The 22,975-nt window shown below is 50.5% G+C and carries 20 protein-coding genes; 8 read left to right on the top strand and 12 right to left on the bottom strand.

The window, feature by feature from the left end; all coding sequences use genetic code 11:
- Window positions 1-4 precede the first annotated feature (4 nt).
- From IEV98_RS01460 to IEV98_RS01430, 7 genes are all read right to left on the bottom strand, one after another.
- A complete protein-coding gene (locus IEV98_RS01460; protein ID WP_188504162.1) occupies window positions 5-1,054 on the bottom strand; it encodes a YncE family protein in 1,050 nt (349 codons plus the stop codon).
- Between the two features lie 13 nt (window positions 1,055-1,067).
- Window positions 1,068-2,117, bottom strand: coding sequence for a YncE family protein (locus IEV98_RS01455; RefSeq protein WP_188504161.1), 1,050 nt, complete (start codon window positions 2,115-2,117; stop codon window positions 1,068-1,070).
- Window positions 2,118-2,145: 28 nt separating this feature from the next.
- Window positions 2,146-3,348 carry an alpha/beta hydrolase gene (locus IEV98_RS01450; RefSeq protein ID WP_188504160.1) on the bottom strand — a complete coding sequence of 401 codons (1,203 nt, stop codon included), beginning with the start codon at window positions 3,346-3,348 and terminating at the stop codon, window positions 2,146-2,148.
- Window positions 3,348-4,631: a DUF4374 domain-containing protein gene (locus tag IEV98_RS01445; protein ID WP_188504159.1), complete on the bottom strand. Its 1,284-nt coding sequence runs from the start codon at window positions 4,629-4,631 to the stop codon at window positions 3,348-3,350. The genes IEV98_RS01450 and IEV98_RS01445 overlap by 1 nt, the downstream gene beginning before the upstream one ends.
- 4 nt (window positions 4,632-4,635) lie before the next feature.
- A complete protein-coding gene (locus IEV98_RS01440; protein WP_188504158.1) occupies window positions 4,636-7,050 on the bottom strand; it encodes a TonB-dependent receptor in 2,415 nt (804 codons plus the stop codon).
- Between the two features lie 117 nt (window positions 7,051-7,167).
- Window positions 7,168-8,310 carry a putative outer membrane beta-barrel protein gene (locus IEV98_RS01435; RefSeq protein ID WP_229738510.1) on the bottom strand — a complete coding sequence of 381 codons (1,143 nt, stop codon included), beginning with the start codon at window positions 8,308-8,310 and terminating at the stop codon, window positions 7,168-7,170.
- A gap of 2 nt (window positions 8,311-8,312) precedes the next feature.
- Window positions 8,313-8,912 (bottom strand): RNA polymerase sigma factor, encoded by a 600-nt coding sequence (locus IEV98_RS01430; RefSeq protein WP_229738509.1) that lies wholly within the window; start codon window positions 8,910-8,912, stop codon window positions 8,313-8,315.
- Window positions 8,913-9,068: 156 nt separating this feature from the next.
- Between IEV98_RS01430 and IEV98_RS01425 the strand changes: the two genes are divergently transcribed.
- From IEV98_RS01425 to IEV98_RS01405, 5 genes are read left to right on the top strand one after another with little or no spacing between them, the layout of a single operon-like run.
- Complete coding sequence (locus IEV98_RS01425; protein ID WP_188504156.1) at window positions 9,069-9,911, top strand: hypothetical protein; 843 nt, start codon at window positions 9,069-9,071, stop codon at window positions 9,909-9,911.
- Between the two features lie 53 nt (window positions 9,912-9,964).
- On the top strand, window positions 9,965-10,330 hold the full coding sequence (locus IEV98_RS01420; protein WP_188504155.1) for a hypothetical protein: 366 nt from the start codon (window positions 9,965-9,967) through the stop codon (window positions 10,328-10,330).
- Entirely contained in the window at window positions 10,327-10,869 is a 543-nt protein-coding gene (locus IEV98_RS01415; protein WP_188504154.1) for a YceI family protein, read from the top strand. Before IEV98_RS01420 ends, IEV98_RS01415 begins: the two co-directional genes overlap by 4 nt.
- Window positions 10,870-10,881: 12 nt before the next feature.
- Window positions 10,882-11,853, top strand: coding sequence for a DUF5777 family beta-barrel protein (locus IEV98_RS01410; RefSeq protein WP_188504153.1), 972 nt, complete (start codon window positions 10,882-10,884; stop codon window positions 11,851-11,853).
- A gap of 38 nt (window positions 11,854-11,891) precedes the next feature.
- A complete protein-coding gene (locus tag IEV98_RS01405; RefSeq protein ID WP_188504152.1) occupies window positions 11,892-12,335 on the top strand; it encodes a DUF2784 domain-containing protein in 444 nt (147 codons plus the stop codon).
- Here the strand turns inward: IEV98_RS01405 and IEV98_RS01400 are convergent.
- The 3 genes from IEV98_RS01400 to IEV98_RS01390 are packed head-to-tail and all read right to left on the bottom strand — an operon-like array spanning window position 12,264 to window position 13,809.
- The gene (locus tag IEV98_RS01400) at window positions 12,264-12,419 is read right to left on the bottom strand and encodes an AtpZ/AtpI family protein (RefSeq protein ID WP_229738704.1); all 156 of its coding nucleotides are present in this window, start codon (window positions 12,417-12,419) and stop codon (window positions 12,264-12,266) included. The genes IEV98_RS01405 and IEV98_RS01400 overlap by 72 nt on opposite strands.
- Window positions 12,420-12,462: 43 nt before the next feature.
- Window positions 12,463-12,894 carry a bactofilin family protein gene (locus tag IEV98_RS01395; protein WP_188504150.1) on the bottom strand — a complete coding sequence of 144 codons (432 nt, stop codon included), beginning with the start codon at window positions 12,892-12,894 and terminating at the stop codon, window positions 12,463-12,465.
- Between the two features lie 30 nt (window positions 12,895-12,924).
- Window positions 12,925-13,809, bottom strand: a complete 885-nt coding sequence (locus IEV98_RS01390; protein WP_188504149.1) for a M23 family metallopeptidase — start codon at window positions 13,807-13,809, stop codon at window positions 12,925-12,927.
- 97 nt (window positions 13,810-13,906) lie between these two features.
- On the opposite strand from IEV98_RS01390, the gene porW reads away from it, so the two are divergent.
- The 3 genes from porW to uvrC are packed head-to-tail and all read left to right on the top strand — an operon-like array spanning window position 13,907 to window position 20,875.
- Entirely contained in the window at window positions 13,907-16,759 is a 2,853-nt protein-coding gene (gene porW, locus IEV98_RS01385) for a type IX secretion system periplasmic lipoprotein PorW/SprE (RefSeq protein ID WP_188504148.1), read from the top strand.
- A 53-nt stretch (window positions 16,760-16,812) separates the two neighbouring features.
- Window positions 16,813-19,059: a transglycosylase domain-containing protein gene (locus IEV98_RS01380; protein WP_188504147.1), complete on the top strand. Its 2,247-nt coding sequence runs from the start codon at window positions 16,813-16,815 to the stop codon at window positions 19,057-19,059.
- Between the two features lie 7 nt (window positions 19,060-19,066).
- Entirely contained in the window at window positions 19,067-20,875 is a 1,809-nt protein-coding gene (gene uvrC / locus IEV98_RS01375) for an excinuclease ABC subunit UvrC (protein WP_188504146.1), read from the top strand.
- Between the two features lie 5 nt (window positions 20,876-20,880).
- On the opposite strand, the gene IEV98_RS01370 is transcribed toward uvrC, so the two are convergent.
- Together IEV98_RS01370 and IEV98_RS01365 are read right to left on the bottom strand one after the other, a co-directional pair.
- Window positions 20,881-21,243 carry a DUF4260 domain-containing protein gene (locus tag IEV98_RS01370; RefSeq protein ID WP_188504145.1) on the bottom strand — a complete coding sequence of 121 codons (363 nt, stop codon included), beginning with the start codon at window positions 21,241-21,243 and terminating at the stop codon, window positions 20,881-20,883.
- Between the two features lie 36 nt (window positions 21,244-21,279).
- Window positions 21,280-22,965, bottom strand: a complete 1,686-nt coding sequence (locus tag IEV98_RS01365) for a RagB/SusD family nutrient uptake outer membrane protein (RefSeq protein WP_188504144.1) — start codon at window positions 22,963-22,965, stop codon at window positions 21,280-21,282.
- Window positions 22,966-22,975: the final 10 nt, after the last annotated feature.

Here is a 22,975-nt window from a genome sequence, read left to right as displayed (position 1 = left end):
ATCGTTAAGGCTTTATCAAGCTGATGGAGTCTGCATAGGGTGCTGGCACCGGTTCGGGGGCGTTTTCGCCCCGTTCGCTTACCGCCTGCTTGTTGGTCACGAATACGTCGCCGGTTGCGTGGTCAATCGCTACGGTATTCGGCAATGCGCCCATGTCAAACGTTTTGATGACTTCCAGCGACTGATCGTCGATTATCGAAACGGTCCGGCCATGGCGATTCGCTACGTAGATCCGGCCACGCTTCGGATCGTGGTTTACGCCCAGCGCGCCTTTCCCCGTGGGAATTGCCTTGATGAGCTGGCCGGTTTCCGCATCCAGCACGGTGATGTTTTCCGTAGTTTGGTTGGCTACGAAAAGGCGGTTACCCGCGGCATCGTGGTGAACATTGGTGGGACGCTCGCCGTGTGCGGCGAATTTTTTTAGGACGTTGCCCGTGGCACCGTCGACAACCACCACTTCGTTATCGCGCATGGCGGTTGCGTAGATGATGTTGTTTTGCTCATCGACGTAGTGGCCGGTGATGGCTCCGCCGAGGTCGCCATAGAATTTCAGGAACGTATTCGTTTTGGCATCGATGACCCATAGGCCACCACCGCGCACGCTGCTGGCATACACCAAATCACGGCTTTCGTCCACACGAATTTCGCGGGGAGCGCGGCCATCGGCATCGGCCTTGATATGCGTCTGCTTACCCGTTGCCAGATCGATGGCCGTCACGATACCCGAGCGGCTGTTGGTTGTATACAGCGTCTGCGTATTGATGCTGATGCCAAGCCCCATTGGTGCCGATTCGGGTACGGCGATGCTATCGACGGTTTTAAGCGTCTTGGAGTCGACCTTGTAGACCTTGCCCGTGTTACCCTGTTCGGCAGCACCGGAAACATAGACGAATCCATCTTTCGGGTTGTACACCGGCTGGTAGACATTGGAGTTGACGCCGATTTTTTCGGTTTTCACCAGCGTTTGGGCCATTCCGTCGATGGGGGTCAGGCTATTGAGGGCGATACTTACCAAGGCAAGCGCCCCGAAACTGAAATTGATCTGTGTATTCATGGATGATTGCTAACTAAGGAGTGATTAAACTTACGGTATCGCCATTCGGTAGGGGAGTTGGGGGCGTTTGCCCTTCGCGTACGCGTGTTCCCACTTGTTTGTTGGTGACATAGGCACCGCCTGTCTTCGGATTCACGGCTACGGTATTGGACAAGCCATCGGTAGGGATATGTTTGATGACCTGATACGTATCGCCATCAATAACGGAAAGTGACTTGCCTTGCCGGTTGGCCGTATATATGCGATTCCGTTTGCCATCGAAGTTTACGCCAATCGGGTTTTCTCCCACGTCGATTTTTTTCAGTAGCTCACCTGATGAGGCGTTCAATACGGTCAGCACGCTGTTTTTCGAGTCGGTGACGAATAGCCGATCACCCTTTTTGTCAAACGCGATGTTAATGGGGCTTTCCGAGCCCGAGGGGAATGATTTCACCTTTTCGCGGGTCGCCGTGTTGTAGACCAGCACTTCATCGTCGCCCATGGCCGTTACATAGAGCAACCCTTTGTCGCTGTCGATCGCTAACCCAGTTGCTGTTTTACCGGCACCTTCCAATGAATACAGGTACTGGTTGGTTTTTCCATCGATGACCCATACGGTGCTGGGATCGCCCACGTCCGATACATAAACCGTATTGGTTTTTTCATCCACCACGATTTCGCGGGTATGGCTGCTTGCTGCACCGTTGCTGATGGTAGCCAGTACTTTCCCCGTTTTGATGTCAACGGCGTGCACGGAATTTCCACGGGTGTTGGAAGTGTATAATGTCCGCGTCTTCTGGTTGATACCCAATCCGAAACCGGCGATTTCGCCTAAAGCGATGCTGTCGGTAGCGGCGAGCGTCTTCGGATCCAACTTATAGATGTAAGGGCCGGGATTGCCCTGCTGACCAACGGAGGCTACGTAAACCGCGCCATCCTTATGATCTACTACAATCTCGTACAGACCTTGGCCTACCTTGGCCGACGTAGCAAGTGTTTGGCCATGTGTTAATCCAGCGGCCGAAGCGAGGAGAACTGCCAACGTTCCTGCTTTGATGAGCGAATTATTAGATTTAATGTACATACAAATTGATTTAAAGTTAAACATCTGATTAATAAATAGCCTTTTTGGTACCTGCTATGAACCATTGGTAAAAAGCCGGGAATGCCTCGCGCCAATAGAGGGCGCCGTGCCTGCCGTCCTCGCGTGCCGATAATTTGATTTCGGGGTCGGCAGCCTTTTTGAGCAGACCGATGGCGCGTTGTACGTCGTCGTACATGTGTACGAACGTACTGTCGGGTTTGAGGCGGTTCTCGTTCATGCCAGCATAGAAGTAGTACCGTTGCCTATGGATGTTTGTTCTATTTGTTCGTGTAGTTAATTCGTGTTCGATGTTGCCATGGTCCAGCCAAATAGAAGGAGAAAAGACGCCAATCGTACCAAAGACATCGGGATAAGCCAATCCACCGTAGAATGTGATGAGCCCACCCATTGAACTGCCTGCCAAGCCGGTATGGGTTTGGTCTGGTAGCGTGCGGTATTGGCTGTCGATATGGGGTTTGAGCGTCTTTACGATAAAGTCTATGTATTGGGGACCTTCCACCGTCTTGTAGTCTTCGTTGGTTCGGAAATAATATTCCGGCAAACGGTCTTTGTAGTCCGTTTGGTGATTGATGGCTACTACGATGCATTTTTCGCTAGCGGTATCGATGACTTCATCCACCCCCCACTCAATGGGGCCGATTCGCCCCTGTGAGGTTGCTTCGTCAAACAGGTGCTGTCCGTCTTGCATATATAACACGGGGTACCTTTCGTTCGATGTCTGGTAGTTTTCCGGCAGATAGATCCAGATTTTCCGGTACCTATCCAATTGCGGGATGTAGAAAGCGGAATCGAGCAGGTGTACGTTGGATGAAGCGGTGGAGGCGGGAAAGTCATCGCGCCAGCCTTCGATTTGGCAGGTGATGGTCGTGTCCCGGTCGAGTGTAGCCAACCGTGGCCCGACCAGCCGACCTTGGGCCGTACATTCGGAAGACTGCCAATTGCCACGGGTAAACTTGAACTCCAAGCGATCGCTGGGCACATCCTTCAGTAATACGCTGATGCCATATGAACCATCCGCTTGTTTTACGAGCATCATTTGCTCCTGTGCTGGATTCCAGCGATTGAAATTGCCGGTGATGTAGATGGTTTCGCCGGCGTGCGCGGTTGGCAGCTCCGTTACCCGCACGGAGAGTGTGTGCTGGGCCGTACTGAAGTAAGGCCCGGCACATCCCATGAGTAAACCAAACAGCTGTAACCTGCCTATCCGCATTATTGGACAGTTATTTTATGGAATCCGGATACGGCACCGCCGACGTTGACATTGAAAAGTAACGTTGCCGCATGATTGGCCGGATTATATTCGTAATACCCGTTATCGCCACTGACAGTCGATCCACGTAATAGGGTTTTCCCATCTACTTCGACGACGGCCATGGCCGCACCGGGGTTGGTACCAACGGGAACACCTGTGATTTCAGTGAAGTCTTTGGTGGCGATATCCACGGAGTAGAATTTCCAGATATCTGCGGAATTGATGTTGCCAGTCGGGCCGCCGGTCAATGGCTCTGTGTTTACCGTCAAAATCAGTTTACCGCCTTTCGCGAATACGCCCACAAATTTGCCGTTGTAGTCAGTGGTAAAGTCATCGGCAAAGTCCAACTCCCAGGTCGCATCGATGTCGGTTTCATTCGCTTTGATCCGTGCAATTTTCGATTGCCCACCGATGGCCGTCCGACCTTGGCAGACGATATAGAGGTCGTCATTGTCGTCGAAATCATACATGTGGTTTTCGTTGATGTAGGCAATGCTGCCGGTATTCTTGATGGAAATGGTTTTTTCGTATGTTTCACTGGATAGGTCGATGACCGCGATGTACACATCCGGAAAGAAATCGTCAAAGAATCCAATCTGGCTGGCATCTTGCTTGGCGTAGGTCAGGTTGGCGTAAAGCTTATTGCCTTTGATGGCGAGGAACTTCTGGCCTGCGGAACGGAATTTGATGCCATCTTCGTCAGCACCGCGCTCGTTTATTGCATTTGTGAGGTCGATTGACCCAAGGTTTGCGGTCATCGACGCGGGGTTGAATTTCTGTATTTTCGTAGGTTCCGCGGCATCCCAGTAATACCCCGTATTCTCGTCTTTGATGACAAAGTTACCGGTACCGAAATACTTCGCCGCCGCCGCTTGGTCCTTGGAGCTAATGAATTGCCCTGCGGTTACCGTACCGTCCGCCGTGACGTTGATTTTCTCGATGCCCGTAGCGTAATCCGAAGTACGGAACATCTTGTAGATATGGTTGCCGTACGTGCGCCAACCGCCCATACCCTGGCCTTCCAGTGACCCTGCCGAAGCATTGGAAACCGTTCCGGTCGGCATCTCGTCAAAGGCGCTTATGAAGCCGGCTTTGTTGCCGCTTACGCGGTCGGCTAATGTGATCAGCACATATTTGGTCTCACTGTCTTGGCTCGGGCTGGGGTCGTCCTTTGTACAGGCTGTAAATAGGGTGCCTGCGGCAATCAATGCTATTACAGCATAAGAAAATTGCTTTTTCATTTCGTCAACGTTTTTTTGTTAAATGGTAATTAATTTTTACATGGAAACTGCGGCCGGGCCGCTGGATTTTATAATAATCGTATAATTTGCTATCGGCTATGTTTTTCACCTCAGCTCCGATGGAAACCTGCTGTCCGGCCAAGAAGTAGGTGAAGCCGGCACTGAGCAGGTGCTGGTTGGGCACAACATTCGTGACAGGCACCTTGGCCTTGCCGAACAGTCCGAGGAACCCGTCGGGTTCGGCATCCCTAGGAATATGATTGAGGTAGAATTCGCGGATGAAATTCCAATGCACATAGGGTTTAAAGCGGTCTTTGGATGATAAGATGTTTTCAAAATCGCCCAATATGCCCGCATTCGCAAAAAAATACGGTGTATTCCGCAACCGCGTGCCTTCAATCCATTGATGCAAGCCATCGCCGATGTCAACCATTCGGTTGTCTTGCCACGTTGCGTTGGCGGTCAGTTGGAAGAACTGCCCAAACCGGTAATGGAGGTCGATATCCAATCCATATCCTTGTACACTGTCGAGGTTTTGATACTGCGCGAATGGTGGCTGAATAGGTACAAGCAGGATCATGCCTTTGGTTTTCCGGTAAAAGCCGCCGATCTCAGCGGACCATGCGGGCGATTGGTAGCGGTAGCCTACATTGACATTGAGGCTGCGTTCCGGTTCCAAGGCAAAGTTGGGCGCACGGGTATCGTTATCGCCAAAGAGCTCGTTTTCACGTGGTAGCCGGTTGGTCAGCTCGAAGGACGCCCGCAGCAGGTGGCGGTCGCTGAGTGCGTACTTCAGGGCATTGCCAACCCCCCAATTGCTATGCGTAGAGGTGGTATAGTCGTCCACGTCTGTGCCGTTAGCCAAAAAGCCATCGATACCCCGCGTTTTGAAATGGAAAAATTTTGCCGTCAGCTGATTAACCAGCCGCTCATTCAGCCATTTTGATTCCCAGGAGACGCCAGCGATGGTCTTGGCGTAAATGGCCGTTTTACTTAGGATGTCGGTGTCCGTCCCGGCAAAGCGCAAGCCATAAGGGTCGGCACCGACCCGGCTGTTGTAGTTGAATACCACGTTGGCATCGAGCTTGTTCGACTCATTAATCTTATAAACGAGATTCGTACGGCTGATGATGTTGTCAAAATCAATGTTAGACAAGGAAGGCCGGGGGCTCTCGCCGATGCCGGTGCGCGGGGTAAACGCACCGTACCAATCGTATGTACCGCGCACGGTATCCACGCGCGACCGGTTGATGGCGCTGTAGGAGACAAATTGATCCAGCGCTATTTTGCCAACTGCTTTGCGGTAGCGCATACTGGGCACCCACCCTTGGTTGTGGACGGTCAATGCACCGTACGGATTCGTCATCAATGCCGGATGCTGCGACTGGCGATCGATAGCGTATCGCGCGATGGAAAAGCGCAATTCATCCACCCATACCCGGTTTCGGATACCCCCGTAGGCTTCGATAAAATAGTGCTTATAGCCGTTGTGGAACAACGGAACGGTAACCGGAACCAAATTGGAATTCTCATTGACCACCTCCACGTCAGCTTTGTAATCATTGTCTGAATAGTTGTAAAAACCATCCATGCCTACAAACCAACGATCGGTTTCATTGCTGTGATAGGTGGAGACGTTGGCGATGTGCGTGTTGAAGGAAGCCACTTCATAGGAAACGTCGAGCATCGTACCATGGTGCTGCTGCGTGACGAGGTTTACAGCGCCTCCTAGTGCATCGCCTCCCAATGTGACCGGAACGACTCCTTTATACACTTCGACACGTTCCAGTAAATTAATCGGAACATTATTGATGCCGTAGCCACCGCCCAAGTATTCAAGCGGAATGCCGTCCCGGAAATATTGTACGGAATTGCCCTGGAACCCGTTGATGGAGACGTCGACCATATTTCCCAATCCGCCACTTTGCCGCATCCGGATGCCGGGCGACCTGTTCATCAGCTCGGCCAGGGTGGCCGGTTGTTCGGCAACTGCGCGGGTGTCTACCACCACGGCGCGGATGGCCTGCTCACGTACCTGTTGCGTTTCGGTTTTACCCGTAACAGTGACATCGGCCAATAGCGTAGATTGCGGTACTAATCGGATCACTACATCGGTCGGTTGCTGCCCCAAACGGACTGTTTCGTGGTATGTTGCGTACCCGACATGGGTTACGCTCAGGGTATACTGGCCTAATCGAAGGCCCGAGAATGAAAATTTTCCAGCTTGGTCGGTGATCTGTGATGGAGCAGTCTCACCAATACCTACCGAAGCTCCGATGATTGCTTGTCCCTGTTCGCTTAACACGGTTCCGGACAACCTGCCGGTTTGACCATTGGCTACCCCGATCAAAAGCACGATTGCCAATGTAGCGAATAGCACCTTTTCAAATAAAACCAAACCAGATACGTGTCTTCTCACAGCTGCAAATAGAAAATGCCGCTAATTTAGACTAATTATAGATTGTAACCAAACGAATGATGGAAAATTAGGGATTTACGACAAATTGGTTACAAAGGGCAGTGAAGTGGGCCAACGTCACCGGCGGGAAAGATCGATATCGGCTGATATCGCTACGCCGGATGAGTAGAGTTTGAGGTTGCCGTTTCCGATACCCGTAAGCGGTACCTTGACGAAAGGTTGGACCGCAATGCCGAGCTTAGGATTGATTTGCCGCCGATAGCCGACTCCTAGGTTGCCCACCCCCAGGATATGCTGGTTTTCATTGCGCAAGGTGAATTGTTTTGGATAGCCGTATTCGTGCGGTGGATAAATATAGTCATAGGTCTCGCTAAGCATGAAATAGCTGGAAACTCCAGCAGATACAAACCACGTGGAGCGGCGGTATTGCTTAATGTCCACGTTGATATTCAGTGGGATATCCAGCACGATGCAGTTGGCCGCCACGAAACTTGGCGTACCCTGCCGATCGCCCCATTTGAAGCGGGGTTTATAATCGGCAAAGTCCGCTTCGTATAATTTTTTTGCGTAGCCGGCACCAGCACTGACGCTTAGCCAATCATTGATGCGGTACGTGGCCATTAGACCGATGTTGCCGCTAAGCTTCCCGCTCAACGGTTGGGTGCCTGATAAATCGGGAGCAGCCATGATACTGAATGCCCATCCCTGTCGGGCGTCATCGGCTTTTAGCGGTTGCGGGTTGGCAAGTACGGGAGGCGCGATGTCGGATGGCGGCACAACGCGTGCAACCGTGCTATGCTGCGGGATGGTAGGTTTGTTGCTGGGAAGAACGCCCATTGGTTTGAGGCTATGGACCGTGACAAGCGAACGGCTCTTTTCGGCCGCTGGTTGCGGCTGTGTAGTGGGGGAGGGCGTTTGGATGTGACGGCCTTCGGTGATTTCAACGACGGGAGCCGGGCTTTGCTCGGCGCTAGCTGGTGCGGTCGAATCGTTGCGGGACGTATCCACCGCGGTACGATGCGGTACCGTTGATGCTACCGCATCGTCCCTTAGGTCCTCACGCCTCCCGAACAATACCACGGCTGCGATGATGACGGCGGCAGCGATGCCCCCGCCTATCCAAACGAATAAGGGTATTACCCGGTTTTTCCGCGCACGTAATTTCCGCGACAGCGCTTTCCAGTCTCCCTCATTGAACGGGATGTCTGGATCGCTTAGTCCCTCCTTAAAAAGTTCATCAACTTGATGTCGTTTTCGCATGCTCATGTTATCCCCTTCGAAAAGCCCTCCGATCCTTCATTATTGCTCATTTGCTTATTCATCGCATAGTCTTTCAATCGTTCCTGCAGCTTTTTCCGTGCCTTATGGAGATTCGCCTTGGATGTGCTTACCGTTATCCCGAGTAAGTCAGCAATCTCATGATGAGTGTATCCATCGATGGCATAGAGGTTAAATACGGTCCGGTATGCCGGACTCAGTTCCCGGATTAGCAGCAGCAGATCATCATAGGCCAACTTCGTATACACCTCGGCGTCGTTGCCCAAATCTTCATGCACTTCTGTTAGCTCTTGCGACTGAAACCGAAGGCTTGTGCGGTAATAGTCAATGGCGGTGTTGGTTATGATTTTGTTCATCCATGATTTAAAAGGTCTTGCGGCATCGTATGTTTTGATGTGGTTGAATATTTTCAGGAATCCCTCATTCAAGATATCCGATGCTTCGTCGGCATCGCGCGCGTAACGCCTGCATATCCCCATAGCATGGCTATAGAAATGCTTATATAAAGCATATTGACTTTCCTTGTGATGTTTCTGGCAACCGGCAATATACTTTTCAACAACCCCTTCGTTTACAGTCGGCAAGCTTTTATCCTTTATCACGGATACGATAAAGATAGGCAAAAGGTTGCCTGCAAAAAAAAATATTTTTTCAGGGGATCACGGTGGCAACCTTTTACCGATTGCCTCCGTATCCCGAATTGTAAGGAATCAAAAAAATGAATCATCAAACGTATTGTTATGGAAACTAACTATTCCAATCGGTGGGTGATGCTTGCCATCGTGGTAACCGCATTGTCCATTCAGGGGTGTAAAAATGACCCCGATGCTCCTGAACCCCGCAAAGGTATCCAGGTACAGAACCATGCCACATTCGGTCAGGTGCTGACCGATAGCGTAGGCATGACGCTTTACGTTTTCGCCCGTGACGCGAACGGTACGTCGGCGTGTGCTGGCAACTGTGTTTCGCTGTGGCCCAGCTATTATAGCAGCAATGCCGCCGCCAGTATGGGTATCGATGCCGAAGATATCGGCACCATTACGCTGGCCAATGGCTCGAAACAGACTACCTATAAGGGGTGGCCGCTGTATTACTATTCCAACGATCAAGCTTCGGGAGCTGTGGAGGGTGATGGCGTGGGTGGGAATTGGTTTGTGGCCAAACCCGACTATTCCGTGCTATTGGTAAGCAACCAATTGGTTGGCGGGGATGGCACACACTATACGGCTGATCTGATGCCCGGTGAAGGGCAGACGCAGTACCTGGTGGATGCCTATGGCCGAACATTGTACGGCTTTGTTAATGATCGGTACGATACCAACAAATTCACGAACCCCGATTTCAGCAACAACGGCGTATGGCCGATCTATGAATCGGCTATTCAAGCGGTGCCATCGACGCTATCTGCTGAAGATTTTGCTGAGATAACCGTGCATGGGAGAATGCAGCTGACTTATAAAGGATGGCCACTCTATTACTTCGGTCAGGACGCCGCGCGGGGCGAAACCAAGGGGATAGATTTTCCAGCGCTTGGTATTTGGCCGGTGCTGAATGCCGACTCACCGGAAGCGGTTGCCCCATAAGGTAACGGGGTATTGCTCAAACACAACTAATCACAACAACTGGTTAAGCGACTATGAAACAACAACTTGGTAAAGTGTCATTGCTGTTGCTGATGATGCTTGTTATTGCAGGATGCGGAAAGGATGACAACGGCCCTACGCCGGATCCACCTACCCCCGGCGGAGATGTAACGGCGGAAAACGTGACTTACGCCAATTTCATCGGCGCATTGCTGCAGTCCAAATGCAGCAGTTGCCATGCGGGTACAGGCCCGGGTACGACGAAATGGGTTTTCTCGGGATACTCCTCCGTAAAGGATAACTTGGAGCGGGTCAATGATATGGTTATCGTACGTAAGCTCATGCCACAAAACGGCAGTTTATCCACGCGTGAACGGGAATTGCTGAAAGCATGGATTGATAAAGGTGGACCACAATGAAGACGGTTTTTGTCTGGTTTTTCGTGATGTTCCTGTGCTTTCCTACGAAAGCACAGGACATCTTGATCGACAGGGCCAGCCGGATTTCTTTTTTTTCGGAAGCGCCTCTGGAAGATATCTCGGCGGTCACGCAAAAAGCAACCTCCGCATTGGATACAAACACGCGTGAAATCGCTTTCAAAGTGCCGATAAAATCATTCGAATTCAGAAAGCAACTCATGCAGGAGCACTTCAACGAAAACTATATGGAAAGTGCCAAATTTCCGTATGCGACGTTCGGCGGCAGGATAAAAGAGCCATTGGACTGGAGTCAGGATGGTACTTATCGGGTGACCGTGTCGGGAAACCTGGAAATACATGGCGTGAAGAAGTTCTATACTACCGATGCTACCATTGAAGTGAAAGGGGGGCTCATTGCCGCCCATGCCAAGTTCAACGTGAAGGTAGCCGATCACGGCATCAAAATACCGCGAATCGTCGTCAAGAACATCGCGGAAATCGTGGACGTTGAAATTACATCGACCTATCAAAAGCAATAATCTCTCCCCATTATGAAAATCTTAGTAATTGCGAAACGTCATCTCCTTATTGCGCTAATCCTATTGATTGCATGCGCTTCGCTATCGGCACAGACCGATTTGGAAAAGGCCCTCGCCAGTGACAGCACCCGCGACGCACGAGAAGCGGTCGAAGCAACCTTTAAAACGACACGGATCATCAATAGCCAGTCCATCGAAACTATTCACAAGCACGAACTGGATTTCAAGGTCGACCATCGCTTCGGAGACATTGCCGGCAGCAACGGCGGTGCCAAGAACTTCTTCGGACTGGACAATTCTACCGATATCAAGATCGGCTTCGAATATGGAATTTCGGACGACCTGAATGTAGGGATTGCACGGGCAAAGGGTGCAACGCGTGTGTCACAATTGTATGAGGCGAATTTGAAGTACAGGCTGTTGCGACAAACGGTTGATGATAAGATGCCGCTCTCGGTAACGGGTTATCTGAGTTTGACCATCCCGGGTGTGCAGGCAGATCAGGAAAGTGATGACGAGGCCACATCGTACCGGCAATTTTCCGATCGACTTAACCTGGTGGGTCAGCTGATCATCGCGCGGAAATTCGGATCGAATTTTTCACTGGCGCTGCATCCCACCTATATCCGGCGGAACACGACGGCCAGTTACGACGGCGAAGATAACCTGTTTGCCCTGGGGATAGGCGGAAGATTGAAGGTAAGCAGGCGTATGGCGCTGGTGATGGACTATTTTCTGCCTTTCCGATCAACGGCAAGCAAAGAAAGGTATGCGAATGCCATCACCGCGTTATACAATCCACTAGGTGTGGGACTGGAAATTGAGACAGGTGGCCACGTATTCAACCTCAATTTCACCAACGCCACGGCCATCCAGGAAATGCAATACATTCCTGAAACCACATCGTCATGGACGAAAGGACAGTTCAGGTGGGGCTTCACCATTTCGAGGCGATTTTCACTTGGAGGCAAGGCAAAAGATTAAACGAAAGCTAGTACGCGCAAATTCCGTAACTTTGGGGTATGGCTTGGTTAAAGTTGCTGGATGTTTTCTTTACCATCCTCCATCTGTTGATGATCGGCTTCAACTTACTGGGGTGGATATGGAAACCAACCCGTAGGCTGCATCTGTATGGTGTAATACTTACCGCGAGCTCTTGGTTAGTGCTGGGGATATGGTACGGAATCGGTTATTGCCCCATCACGGACTGGCAATGGCAGGTGAAAACCAAATTAGGTGAACAGCACCTTCCCAATTCGTTTGTCAAATACCAATTGGATAAACTCACTGGGATGGAAGTCGATGCAGGCGTGGTTGATACCGTTACCGCCATTAGTTTCGCGATGGTCACCCTGCTGGCTATATACTTGAATTACTTCAGGCCAAATTCAACTTCACTTCCCCCTGCGCAGCACAGATCGAATAACCGTATAGATGCTGATGCAGACACCCGTAAGCGCAAATAACGCCGTCCAAAGTGGCGTATCCGCATCTCGCGATAGATCGATGCGGTGCCCGATGTAGGTAAATACACCGATGATGGCAAGCATTTGAAAGCCAACTCCCGTGAAATAGGCGTATTTGCCTAATGGTTTACTCGATAATCGCTTGGGGTGTTTCATACGAAATCAGTTTCACCTCCGGTAAGTGACCGGGCAAACTCAAGCTTTTGCTGGTTGTGCACCTACCGTTGATGGAGGCTCCATCTTCGACGATGAAGCGTGTTGCCTCGATATCGCCTTGTATCGACGCCGATTGATTGAGCTGAAGCACTTCCTTGGCAATGATCTGTCCGCGGACAGTACCCGAAATTTCACCGGAATAGCAATTGACATTGCCCGTGATGTCTCCGCCCTCTCCGATGACCAGCTTTGCGGTGCAAGATACGTTGCCGGTAATTTGACCATCGATGCGTAGATCTCCGGAGGTCGTGATGTCTCCGGTGATTGCTGTGCCATTGGCAACGAGGTTGAAATTGCTTCCTCGCTGCTCTTGTAGTTTTTCGATTTTTCTGTTTGCAAACATGATGAAACTGCTTAGGGTAACTATGGTTTTTCAAAAAGCGATGTAGTCGGTGGGGTTTACCGGATTGCCATTGTACCACAGTTCGAAATGAAGGTGTGGACCGGTACTCAGCTCTCCTGTATCGCCCGCAAAGGCAATAACCTCCCCACCGCGAACAAAACTACCAACTTTTTTGATAATTGACGCACAATGTTTATAAAGTGATAGTAAATTATTGCCGTGCTGGAGGATGACGACATATCCGGTTTCGGGGGTATAGGAAGCAAACACCACGTGCCCGCTCAACGTTGCCCGTACCGGTTCATTTTGCTTCACGGCGATATCGACGGCATAGTGTTGTTCTTTGGCACTGAAACTGGAGCTTATAATGCCTTTGATCGGACTGTAAAATGTATAGGATGAGATGCCGGTGCGGGCACTGCCTGGATTTTCGGGTAGATCATATGGCGCTCCTGACTCCACCAATTCACGTAGGGCCAGCTCATCTTCGGATAAGCCAACGTCAAGATTGCCCGAAGGCGTAGCCGCTGCCCCGTTGCCCGTTGCCTGTTCATCGCTGGCTTCTTCCGGTGTTTCTCCTGCTTGGCCACTAATGACCTGTCTGATGTTATTGAGGTAACGATCATGGGCCTGTGCGACCTGCTCCATGGAGTCAATGCGCGCATAGGCCTCCAATAATGCACTCCGTTCGTATCCACTTAGTGATGAGCCAATAACGTACTCGCGTAAGGAGGTAGCCCGGATGAGTACGACCGTGAGCGCCACCAACACAATGGCTGCTGAAACCGCGCCAGTGATCCAATACCATAATTTACCTCGAAAAGCTGCTTTCTCCTCAAAGGTTTCCTCGTGGAGCACAACCACTTTGTATCGCGAGTTGAGTATCTTCGAAAGTTTATTTTTATGCTTAGCCAATGTAGCTCCGTTCTAAGGGTGTGTATGATTAAAAGGGGGAAAATTGAAAATAAATGATATTTTTGCAAGTGTATTCCCAGCAAAGATATTCATTTTTATGGCACATCCACCGTCCCTTTCATTCCTGCGTATCGCTATCGGGATCCTCATGTGTTTTGGGGTCGCATCATGCGCTGTAAATAAGCAAAAGGAGGAAGGTACAACGTATGATATGATGGAAAATATTACCGCAAGGTACAATATCGTCTATCATGGCCGAAAGATCATTGCGGATGTAACACGCGAGAATTTCGCAGCGCACCAAGATAATTACCAGCAATTGCTCCCGGTATTGATTGAACCGACGGATGCCACGGAGTCGTCAAATACGGCGTTGATGGACTCGGTCATCGGAAAGGCTTTGGATATCATCAATAGGAAGAGCAACAGTAAATACATTAATGAGGCGTATTTACTTACTGGTAGAGCCAATTACCTGAAAGGGAACTATTACAATGCGGTTGAATTTTTCACTTATGTGGCCAATACCTTCGCGGAAATGCCGGAATACCGGCAGGCTGCGATGATTTGGAAGGCGCGTGCGCTGATGCAACTCGATAACCTTACGGAGGCCGGCCTGGCATTGGATACTGCTTTTCTGGGGCTGGAGTCCGAAAAAAAATCGGTAGGGTTGGCCTTTGCTACCCAAGCGAAATATTACCTCCTTACGCACGATGAGGAATCGGCCATTACGATGTTGGAGCAGGCCATCGAACATACTGCGCATAAGCCCACCAAATTACGCTGGCATTTCCTGCTGGGCCAGCTACTCCAACGGCATGACCGTGCGGAAGAAGCGTATGCGCATTACAGCAAGGTAATCCGCAGCAATGTACCTTACGCGATGTCATTCCACGCGGGGCTAAACCGCGTGTTTCTGGCAACGGCAGAAAATGCTGACGGCGAGAGCCGTGTAAGACTGCTAAGCCGCATGCTCCGCGATGGAAAAAACAAGGAATTTAAAGACCAGATCCATTACCAGATCGGTGAGGTCTATTATGCCGATGAACACGTTCCCGAGGCGTTGGCCAACTACGAGCTGGCCCTGCGTCAGCAAAGCAATAATCCCTATCAGACATCACTGACTTATTTGAAGTTGGCCGATCATTATTTCGCTGCGGCTGAATACCAGACTGCGAAACTGTATTATGATAGCGTGGGGATGTCGCTGCCTGCTGATTTTCCTGACGCGGGGGTGGTGCAACGTAAAATTGCCAACCTGGATGAGCTCATCGCCCAACTACGCGTAGTGGCGCACCAGGATACGCTGCAATACCTGGCTGGGCTTAGCGAGGCGCAGCGCGGAGCTGAAATCGATAGTATCATTGCGCGCGCCTATGCAGAGGTACAGGCGAGCAAGGATGAGGTGGCGAAGAAGACGAGCCAGCAATCGGCACGACGGTCGCCATTTGATGATATAGCCAGCCCAGCGGCGACCTATACCGACAACCGGTTCTACTTTAACAATCCCGATGCGATGGGGATGGGTGAAGCCGAGTTCAGACGGCGGTGGGGCAACCGGCAACTGCGAGACAACTGGCGGTTTAGTGATATGGTGGGTGCGGCCTCCGGCGCTGACACCGGAAACACGGCGATTGCCCTGGAAGAGGCTGCTGTACTGCCCGACACGGCCAAAGTAGACAGCGCAACGTGGGCCGCTAACCTACGCGACACCTACCTGAACGCTTTGCCCGATACCGAAGAGAAATTAGCGGCATCACATACCCGTATACACGATGCGTTGACGCATATTGGAAATAGCTACCGCGATGAATTGCTTGACAACCCAGCGGCGGCCAGCACCTACGAAGAACTGCTAAAACGGTACCCAGGCACCAAGGATGCCGCGTTGATGTACTATAACCTCTACCGGCTATACACGGGGGTGGATGAGCCGAAAGCGGCGTATTACCGCGAAAAGCTGTTGGATGAATTCCCTGACGCCCTCTACAGCCACATCATCCGCGACCCGTCCTATCTGACTAAACTGGAACAGCAAAAGCAGGTATTGGATCGGGCATATGAACATGTATACACCTTATATACAGAACGGCAATATCCTGAGGTGGTTGCAGCTGTTACGGACGTGATGGGAAAGCAGCAGGGCAGGCAGCAGACCTTGAGCCAGCTCGCTTACCTAAGGGCATTGGCGTGGGGCAGGACTTCCACACTTGATACGTTCGAAAACGCTTTGCGACAACTTGTCTCGGATTTCCCGGACGACAGTCTGATTACACCGCTGGCCAGCCAGCATCTGGCATTTATCGAAGCGAACAGGGATACCTTGACCACCCGGATATACGCCTTGCAGGGTATTGATGAAAACCGGGATCGGTTTGTGGATGAGCCTACCATGACGCTCTGGCCGCAGTTGGTCATCAACCGCGGACCGGAGCGACCGAGACCGCGTCGCGAGCTCGCGGTTTCCACCGCCGGGCAAACCGGTATCCGTGGAAATAATAACCTTGGCCGTGTACAGGGCGTGGCGCAACAGCAGTTGGCCGGGGTTGCGGAGGTCGGTGAACTGGGCCCCAATGTATACCGCGATTTGGAATTACTGCCAGACTCGGCTACCTATTATTTTGTAATCAACGTGATGAACGACCGGGTCAACCTGGCACCTTCACGCTTTGGCATTGGCCAATTCAACCGTACACGATATCCGGGGAATACCATCAGCCACCAGCTAAAAGGGGTGGATGGGGAAAGCCAATTGGTTTACATCGGTCCGTTCAATACCTACGAGGAAGCCAAAGGTTACGAGACACGTATTTTACCACTATTGCCTGACATCATGAAGATCCCCGGTGACATCTATAATACATTTGTGATTACGGAAAGCAACTTTGGCACGTTATCTGACTTTGATAAGATCGACGACTATCAAACCATTTATCTGGAGCAGCGATAGTGGAGTAGGGATAAGAAAGCAAAAAACAACATACGCATTACGGATTATTGAAAATGGCGCAACAGAAAAAGAAGAAAAATACATTAAGCCAAGAAGAAATCAACCGGTATACCCGCAATTTCTGGAAATTGCTGATCGGCCTTATCTTATTGGGGTTTTTATTTATTTTCAGTGTGGGAATGGGGCTTTTTGGTAAGTTGCCGACATTTCGCGATCTGGAAAACCCGAAGAGCAACTTAGCTTCGGAAGTCATCTCAGATGATGGCGTGGTCTTGGGTACCTACTTTGTACAAAACCGTTCCAATGTACGGTATGACCAACTGTCGCCCCATTTGGTGCAGGCACTCATCGCTACCGAAGATAAGCGTTTTTACCGGCACTCGGGTATTGACTACCGGCGTACGTTCACGATTATTTTCCATAACCTGATCGGCAATCGGCAGGGTGCGAGCACGATTACCCAGCAGCTAGCCCTCAACCTGTTTTCGGAAGGTCGCGCGCGGAGTACGGGCAAACGCATTATCCAGAAATTCCAGGAATGGATCACAGCCGTACGCTTAGAACGCAATTATACCAAGGAGGAGATTATTACGATGTACTTCAATACGGTGGATTTCGGTGCTTACAACACCTATGGCATCAAATCGGCCGCTCGAACGTATTTCAACACCACGCCCGACAAGTTGGACGTGAAGCAAGCGGCCTTGTTGGTCGGCATGCTCAAGGGCCCGGGGATTTATTCGCCTGTTCGGTATCCGCAAAATGCCATCGTACGCCGCAACGTGGTTATCGAAAGCATGCGTAAGGCTGATTTCTTGACCCGCGAGGAGTCATTACGCCTCCAAAAGGAACCGATCGTGCTAGACATGCGCATATCGAATTACGGCGAGGGGCTTGCGCCTTATTTCAGGGCTGTCATGAAACGCGAAATCCAGCGTGAATTCAGTGAAATGTCCATTACAAAAGCCGATGGCACCCCCTGGGATCTGGATAGGGACGGTCTAAGAATCTATACAACCATCAACTCCAAGATGCAGCTTTATGCCGAAGAGGCCCAGCAGGAATGGATGAAGACAGTGCAGGCGTCTTTTGACAAGCAATGGAAAAGCCGTGATCCGTTCCGTGGTGAGAAGGCCAAACTGCTGGAAACGGGGATGAAGCGCTCAGACCGCTACCGGGTGCTCAAGCAGGCCGGCAAATCCGACGCCGAAATCAAAAAGGAATTCGATACCCCCGTAGCGATGACCATCTTCACTTGGGAAGGCAATAAAGATACGCTCATGACCCCCATGGACTCTATCCGTTATAATAAACTGATTCTTCGGAATTCGTTTATGTCCATGGAGCCACATACAGGCTATGTACGTGCTTGGGTTGGGGGCATCAATTTCGAACATTATAAATATGATCAGGTAAAGACCGGTACACGGCAGGTGGGATCTACGGCCAAACCGTTTACCTATGCCGTAGCTATCGACAATGGGTATTCTCCATGTTTTCAGGTGCCGAATGTGCCGTTGACCGTAGGCAGCGGCGCTTATGCGTGGACACCACGCGGTGAAAACAAAGCTGGTAGTCCCATTACCTTGCGCAAGGCATTGGCCAATTCCCAGAATTTCGCGACAGCTTATATGATTAATGAGGTAGGGGCGACGCCTGTAGCCGCACTCACCAAGCGGATGGGCATTACATCCGATGTGCCCGAATACCCATCGATTGCATTGGGTGCCTATGAGGCCTCGGTATATGATATGGTGGGAGCATATTCTGCATTTGTAAACCACGGCGTATGGATCGAACCGACCTACATCCTCCGTATCGAGGATAAAAATGGGATGCCCATCTATGAAAAGGCACCGCGGGTCACCAAGGTGCTGAATGGCGAGAGTGCGTACGTGATGGTAGATATGCTCAAACGGGTGGTAAGTGAGGGGTCTGGTGGGCGGATACGGTGGCGTTACAATCTGACCAATCCCATCGGTGGCAAAACCGGTACAACCAATGACAACGCGGATGCGTGGTTCATTGGCATCACGCCCGAATTGGTAAGCGGTGTATGGACCGGAGCCGAAGACCGGGGCATTAGTTTCGCTTCCATGGCTGAAGGACAGGGTGCCCAAGCTGCCTTGCCCGTGTTTGCATTATATATGCAGAAGGTTTATGCGGATACGTCCCTGCATTATTCAAAAGAAGATTTCCCATTGCCGCCAGGGGGGCTCACCCGCGAATTGGATTGCAGTCAATATGATCCGTTTCCCGGCGTAGAAACGGAAAAGCTGGATGATCGGCTAGGATTTTGATTTGGAAATGACCAAATTCGATTACCGAAAGACACTTGAAGAGATACCGCACCGGCCGGGTGTGTACCAGTATTGGGATGCTGATGGCGAACTGATCTATATCGGAAAGGCTAAGGACCTCAAAAACCGGGTAAGTTCCTATTTTGTCAAGACCAACCAGCTCAATGGCAAGACCCGTGTGCTGGTGCGCAAAATCAACCGCGTTACATTTACCATCGTTGATACGGAAATCGACGCGTGGTTACTGGAAAACAGCCTGATCAAAAAACACCAGCCGCGGTACAACGTCATGCTAAAGGATGACAAGACCTATCCCTGGATTGTCATCAAGAACGAGCGTTTTCCACGCGTATTCCCCACACGGAAATACATCAAGGATGGATCTAAGTATTTCGGGCCTTACGCCTCCGTAGGCATGATGCACGCGATCATGGATACCATCCGCGAACTGTACCCCTTGCGTACCTGCAACCTTGCCCTGACACCGGAAAACATCGCCAAAGGCAAATTTAAAGTGTGTTTGGAATATCAGATCGGCAATTGCAAAGGGCCTTGCGAAGGGTACCAAAGCGAGGAAGATTACGAACAAAGCTTGAAGGATATCCGCGATATCCTCAATGGCAAGATCGGGGTGGTGATCCGGCGGTTGAAAGACCAATTGGATAAGGCCGTGGCCGAACTGAACTTCGAGTATGCGCATCACCTGAAAGGTAAACTTGACCTGTTGGATCGCTACCAAAGCAAATCGACGGTGGTAAATTCCTCCATTACCAACGTCGATGTATTCAGTATCGCATCCGACCAAAGCCATGCGTTCGTCAATTACCTCAAGGTTATGAACGGGGTGATTATCCAAACACAGACCGTGGAACTTAAGAAGCGGCTCGACGAGAGCGATGCGGAGTTGCTAAGCTTGGCTATCCCCGAAATCCGAAATCGTTTCAATAGTACTTCCAAAGAACTCATCGTTCCCTTTGCCATCGATATCGAGGCCGGAAACCTGAAATTTACCATACCTAAACAAGGCGAGAAAAAAAACCTGCTCGACTTGTCGCTCAAGAATGCGCTGTATTTCAAGAAAGAGCGGCTTAATCAATACGAGAAGCTCAATCCGGAGCTAAAAACCGAGCGTATCCTCGCCCAGATGCAAAAAGACCTGCGGATGAACGTACTGCCCCGCCATATCGAGTGCTTTGACAATTCCAACTTCCAAGGCAAATATCCGGTATCGGCCATCGTAGTATTCAAAGATGCCAGGCCATCCAAGAAAGACTACAGGCACTTTAATGTAAAGACCGTTGAGGGGCCCAACGACTTTGCCACGATGGAGGAGGCTGTGCACAGGAGATACCGGCGATTGCTGGATGAGGGGCAGACACTCCCACAGCTCATCATCATTGATGGCGGCAAAGGCCAGCTTTCTTCGGCATTGAAGAGCCTGAAGCTGCTCGGCATCGATAAGCAGGTCACCGTGATCGGTATTGCCAAGCGACTGGAAGAATTATATTATCCGGGCGATCAGTATCCGATGTATCTGGATAAGAAATCCGAAACGCTAAAGATTATCCAGCACCTGCGTGATGAAGCCCACCGGTTTGGCATCACCTTCCACCGTAAGCAACGGAGCTTAAAGACGTTCCGTACGGAACTGGAAAACATACCCGGAATCGGTCGCACTACAGCAGAAAAGTTGCTTAAACTATTTAAGTCTGTGAAAAAGATAAGGGACGCACAGCCGGACGAGCTTCGGCAGGTATTGAATGAAAGACAGATCAATGCCCTGAAGGCCTATTTTGCGTCCACACCGATTAATTGAGTTTCTTATTCATGGAGTTTCTTGCCGATCTTGCCAAGATGGGTGTCCTGGAAGCCGGAATTATATTTCAACCCGTAGCCGAATAGGCGGTCCATAGCGCTATGCCCCAATAAAATAATGCCAGCAAGTAACACATACTCCTGATTGACAAACCAGCCGATGCCGATTACGGCTATTGCAACGCCTTGATGGTGAAACAGATTGTAAAGTGCTGCACCCCACTTATTATCGATCGCATAGCCCACCATACTGATGTCCGGCAGTAGCAACAGCACGAAAAATAGCCACCATGCGTACCCCAAATGGAGGGAGACAAAGTAACAGGCGACCATTAGGGCCGCCTGTTCCAATTGAAGTAATCGTTTCATGGTTGTTTGACCATGGGAATAACTGATTGTTACGCGTTATTCGTATCCTGGGTTTTGTTCCAAGCTGTTATTTCCAGATATAGCCTGTGTCGGAATAGGGAATCGCTTGAGGTGATCAGACGTTGGGGTATGATCCCACCACGTTTCGGTGGTAAACTTATTCCAACGTATCAAATCAGTCCTTCGTCGACCTTCGCCCAAGAACTCGATACCCCATTCGTCAAGCATGCGGTATTCATCCAGGTTGGCTGCGGTCACAGGATTAGGATCCGTCTCTTCGAAGTTGCGTTCCCGTACGGCATTGATCAGGCTTGCAGCGCCCGCACCGTCTCCAGCTCTGAATTTGCATTCGGCGAGCATATAGTAGATTTCTGCAAGGCGAATAACGGGATTATCTGCCGCCCAGCGCCTGCTTCGGTCTGCATTATTCGGTATTGGAACTTTGACCAGTCGTATTCCCGTGTTTTCTTCGCCTTCAGACATTGTAGAAGGTAATTCACTGATGGATGCGTACTCCTTGCCTGGACCGACTTCTGTAAATCTTGCTACCTGATCAATGAAAGTCAACGGCAGGTCTTTGTATTCTTCGCCACCGAGGATTGGTTCGCCCGAAGGTGTTAGGTGTTCCCCCACGATAAACATTCCCTCGTATCGATCACCACCGAGGTATTTGTACTGTCGCTTTCTTAAATCAGCGTCTTCAAATTTCTCGAATGGTGAGCCGAGTTTAAAATCTGAGCGATAGCTCGATCCATCCGGCTTTTTAGATGGAGTGAGGTGTGTGCCGTTCCAGGGGCTGCCTTCGGTGTCGAAATTCTTAACCGTATTGTAATGGTAGAAGAAATTAAAAAACCAATCGTACTGGAGGTAGTTGAGTTCAGACGGGATGGACCATATGATTTCTGGTGACGTGTCATTGTTAAATGAATGGGGTCCATACCATGTCGCATCCAAGCTATATGGTCCATATTTTTGATCAATGATTTCTTGACAAAGGATTGCCGCATCACCAAAGCGCGCTTGGCCCGTATAGGCCTCAGCGTTAAAATACAGCCGAGCTAAAAGTGCAGCTACAGCAGCCTTGGAGATCGCACCCTCTTCTTTCTGACCAGCGGTTTTTGCTGGTATTTTGTCTAGCGCATCCTTGAGTAGTTTTTCAACGTGGTCAAATGTTTCCTGATCGGTATTTCGGGGTGGAGCCTCAATGTCCAACGATTCGAAGAGGGGCATACCCCCAAAGTAATCCAGTCCGCGCATGAAGAAAAATGCGATGAGTGTATTGAGCTGGTTGATGTGTGCTTCTTTGTCAGCCGGAGTAAGCGCCAACGCTTCGTAGTCTACTTTTTCGAGATCTTGCTTCGTATCAAGTGCTAAAGCAACGCCCATCAACGTGCCTCGCCACGTTCCCCAAATCCATCCATCGTCGGGTGTCCACCGGTGATAATGGAAGCGTTCGTTTTCACCGCCATTGTACCAGTGTCTGCCCTTGGTCGAAATCGCAAATTGATCTGCGGGGTATTCCTGAAGGGCCCAGCGATCTTCGCCCATGTACCATCGCGCGTGTGTAAATGGCCGGAATAGTGCAGCTTCGACGTCTTTTTTACTTTTGAAGAAGGTCTCCGGTACTACCTTGTCGTGCCAATCTTGTTCGAGTTTTGTGCAACCCGTAGCGCAAACTAACGCAAATACGAGCAATGTCGCTTGAATCTTTATATTTTTCATCACGTAATTT

It is taken from the genome of Parapedobacter pyrenivorans (genome assembly GCF_014636865.1).
GTDB lineage: Bacteria > Bacteroidota > Bacteroidia > Sphingobacteriales > Sphingobacteriaceae > Parapedobacter > Parapedobacter pyrenivorans.
Note: the sequence above shows the minus strand (reverse complement) of the source record. Positions and strands in the feature narration are given on the sequence as shown.

Bases quoted from the DNA above. Each gene is read 5' to 3' on its own strand.
- IEV98_RS01460 (WP_188504162.1), bottom strand. From the start codon at position 1,054: ATGAATACACAGATCAATTTCAGTTTCGGGGCGCTTGCCTTGGTAAGT.
- IEV98_RS01455 (WP_188504161.1), bottom strand. From the start codon at position 2,117: ATGTACATTAAATCTAATAATTCGCTCATCAAAGCAGGAACGTTGGCA.
- IEV98_RS01450 (WP_188504160.1), bottom strand. From the start codon at position 3,348: ATGCGGATAGGCAGGTTACAGCTGTTTGGTTTACTCATGGGATGTGCC.
- IEV98_RS01445 (WP_188504159.1), bottom strand. From the start codon at position 4,631: ATGAAAAAGCAATTTTCTTATGCTGTAATAGCATTGATTGCCGCAGGC.
- IEV98_RS01435 (WP_229738510.1), bottom strand. From the start codon at position 8,310: ATGCGAAAACGACATCAAGTTGATGAACTTTTTAAGGAGGGACTAAGC.
- IEV98_RS01425 (WP_188504156.1), top strand. From the start codon at position 9,069: ATGGAAACTAACTATTCCAATCGGTGGGTGATGCTTGCCATCGTGGTA.
- IEV98_RS01420 (WP_188504155.1), top strand. From the start codon at position 9,965: ATGAAACAACAACTTGGTAAAGTGTCATTGCTGTTGCTGATGATGCTT.
- IEV98_RS01415 (WP_188504154.1), top strand. From the start codon at position 10,327: ATGAAGACGGTTTTTGTCTGGTTTTTCGTGATGTTCCTGTGCTTTCCT.
- IEV98_RS01410 (WP_188504153.1), top strand. From the start codon at position 10,882: ATGAAAATCTTAGTAATTGCGAAACGTCATCTCCTTATTGCGCTAATC.
- IEV98_RS01405 (WP_188504152.1), top strand. From the start codon at position 11,892: ATGGCTTGGTTAAAGTTGCTGGATGTTTTCTTTACCATCCTCCATCTG.
- IEV98_RS01400 (WP_229738704.1), bottom strand. From the start codon at position 12,419: ATGCTTGCCATCATCGGTGTATTTACCTACATCGGGCACCGCATCGAT.
- IEV98_RS01395 (WP_188504150.1), bottom strand. From the start codon at position 12,894: ATGTTTGCAAACAGAAAAATCGAAAAACTACAAGAGCAGCGAGGAAGC.
- porW (WP_188504148.1), top strand. From the start codon at position 13,907: ATGGCACATCCACCGTCCCTTTCATTCCTGCGTATCGCTATCGGGATC.
- IEV98_RS01380 (WP_188504147.1), top strand. From the start codon at position 16,813: ATGGCGCAACAGAAAAAGAAGAAAAATACATTAAGCCAAGAAGAAATC.
- uvrC (WP_188504146.1), top strand. From the start codon at position 19,067: ATGACCAAATTCGATTACCGAAAGACACTTGAAGAGATACCGCACCGG.
- IEV98_RS01370 (WP_188504145.1), bottom strand. From the start codon at position 21,243: ATGAAACGATTACTTCAATTGGAACAGGCGGCCCTAATGGTCGCCTGT.
- IEV98_RS01365 (WP_188504144.1), bottom strand. From the start codon at position 22,965: ATGAAAAATATAAAGATTCAAGCGACATTGCTCGTATTTGCGTTAGTT.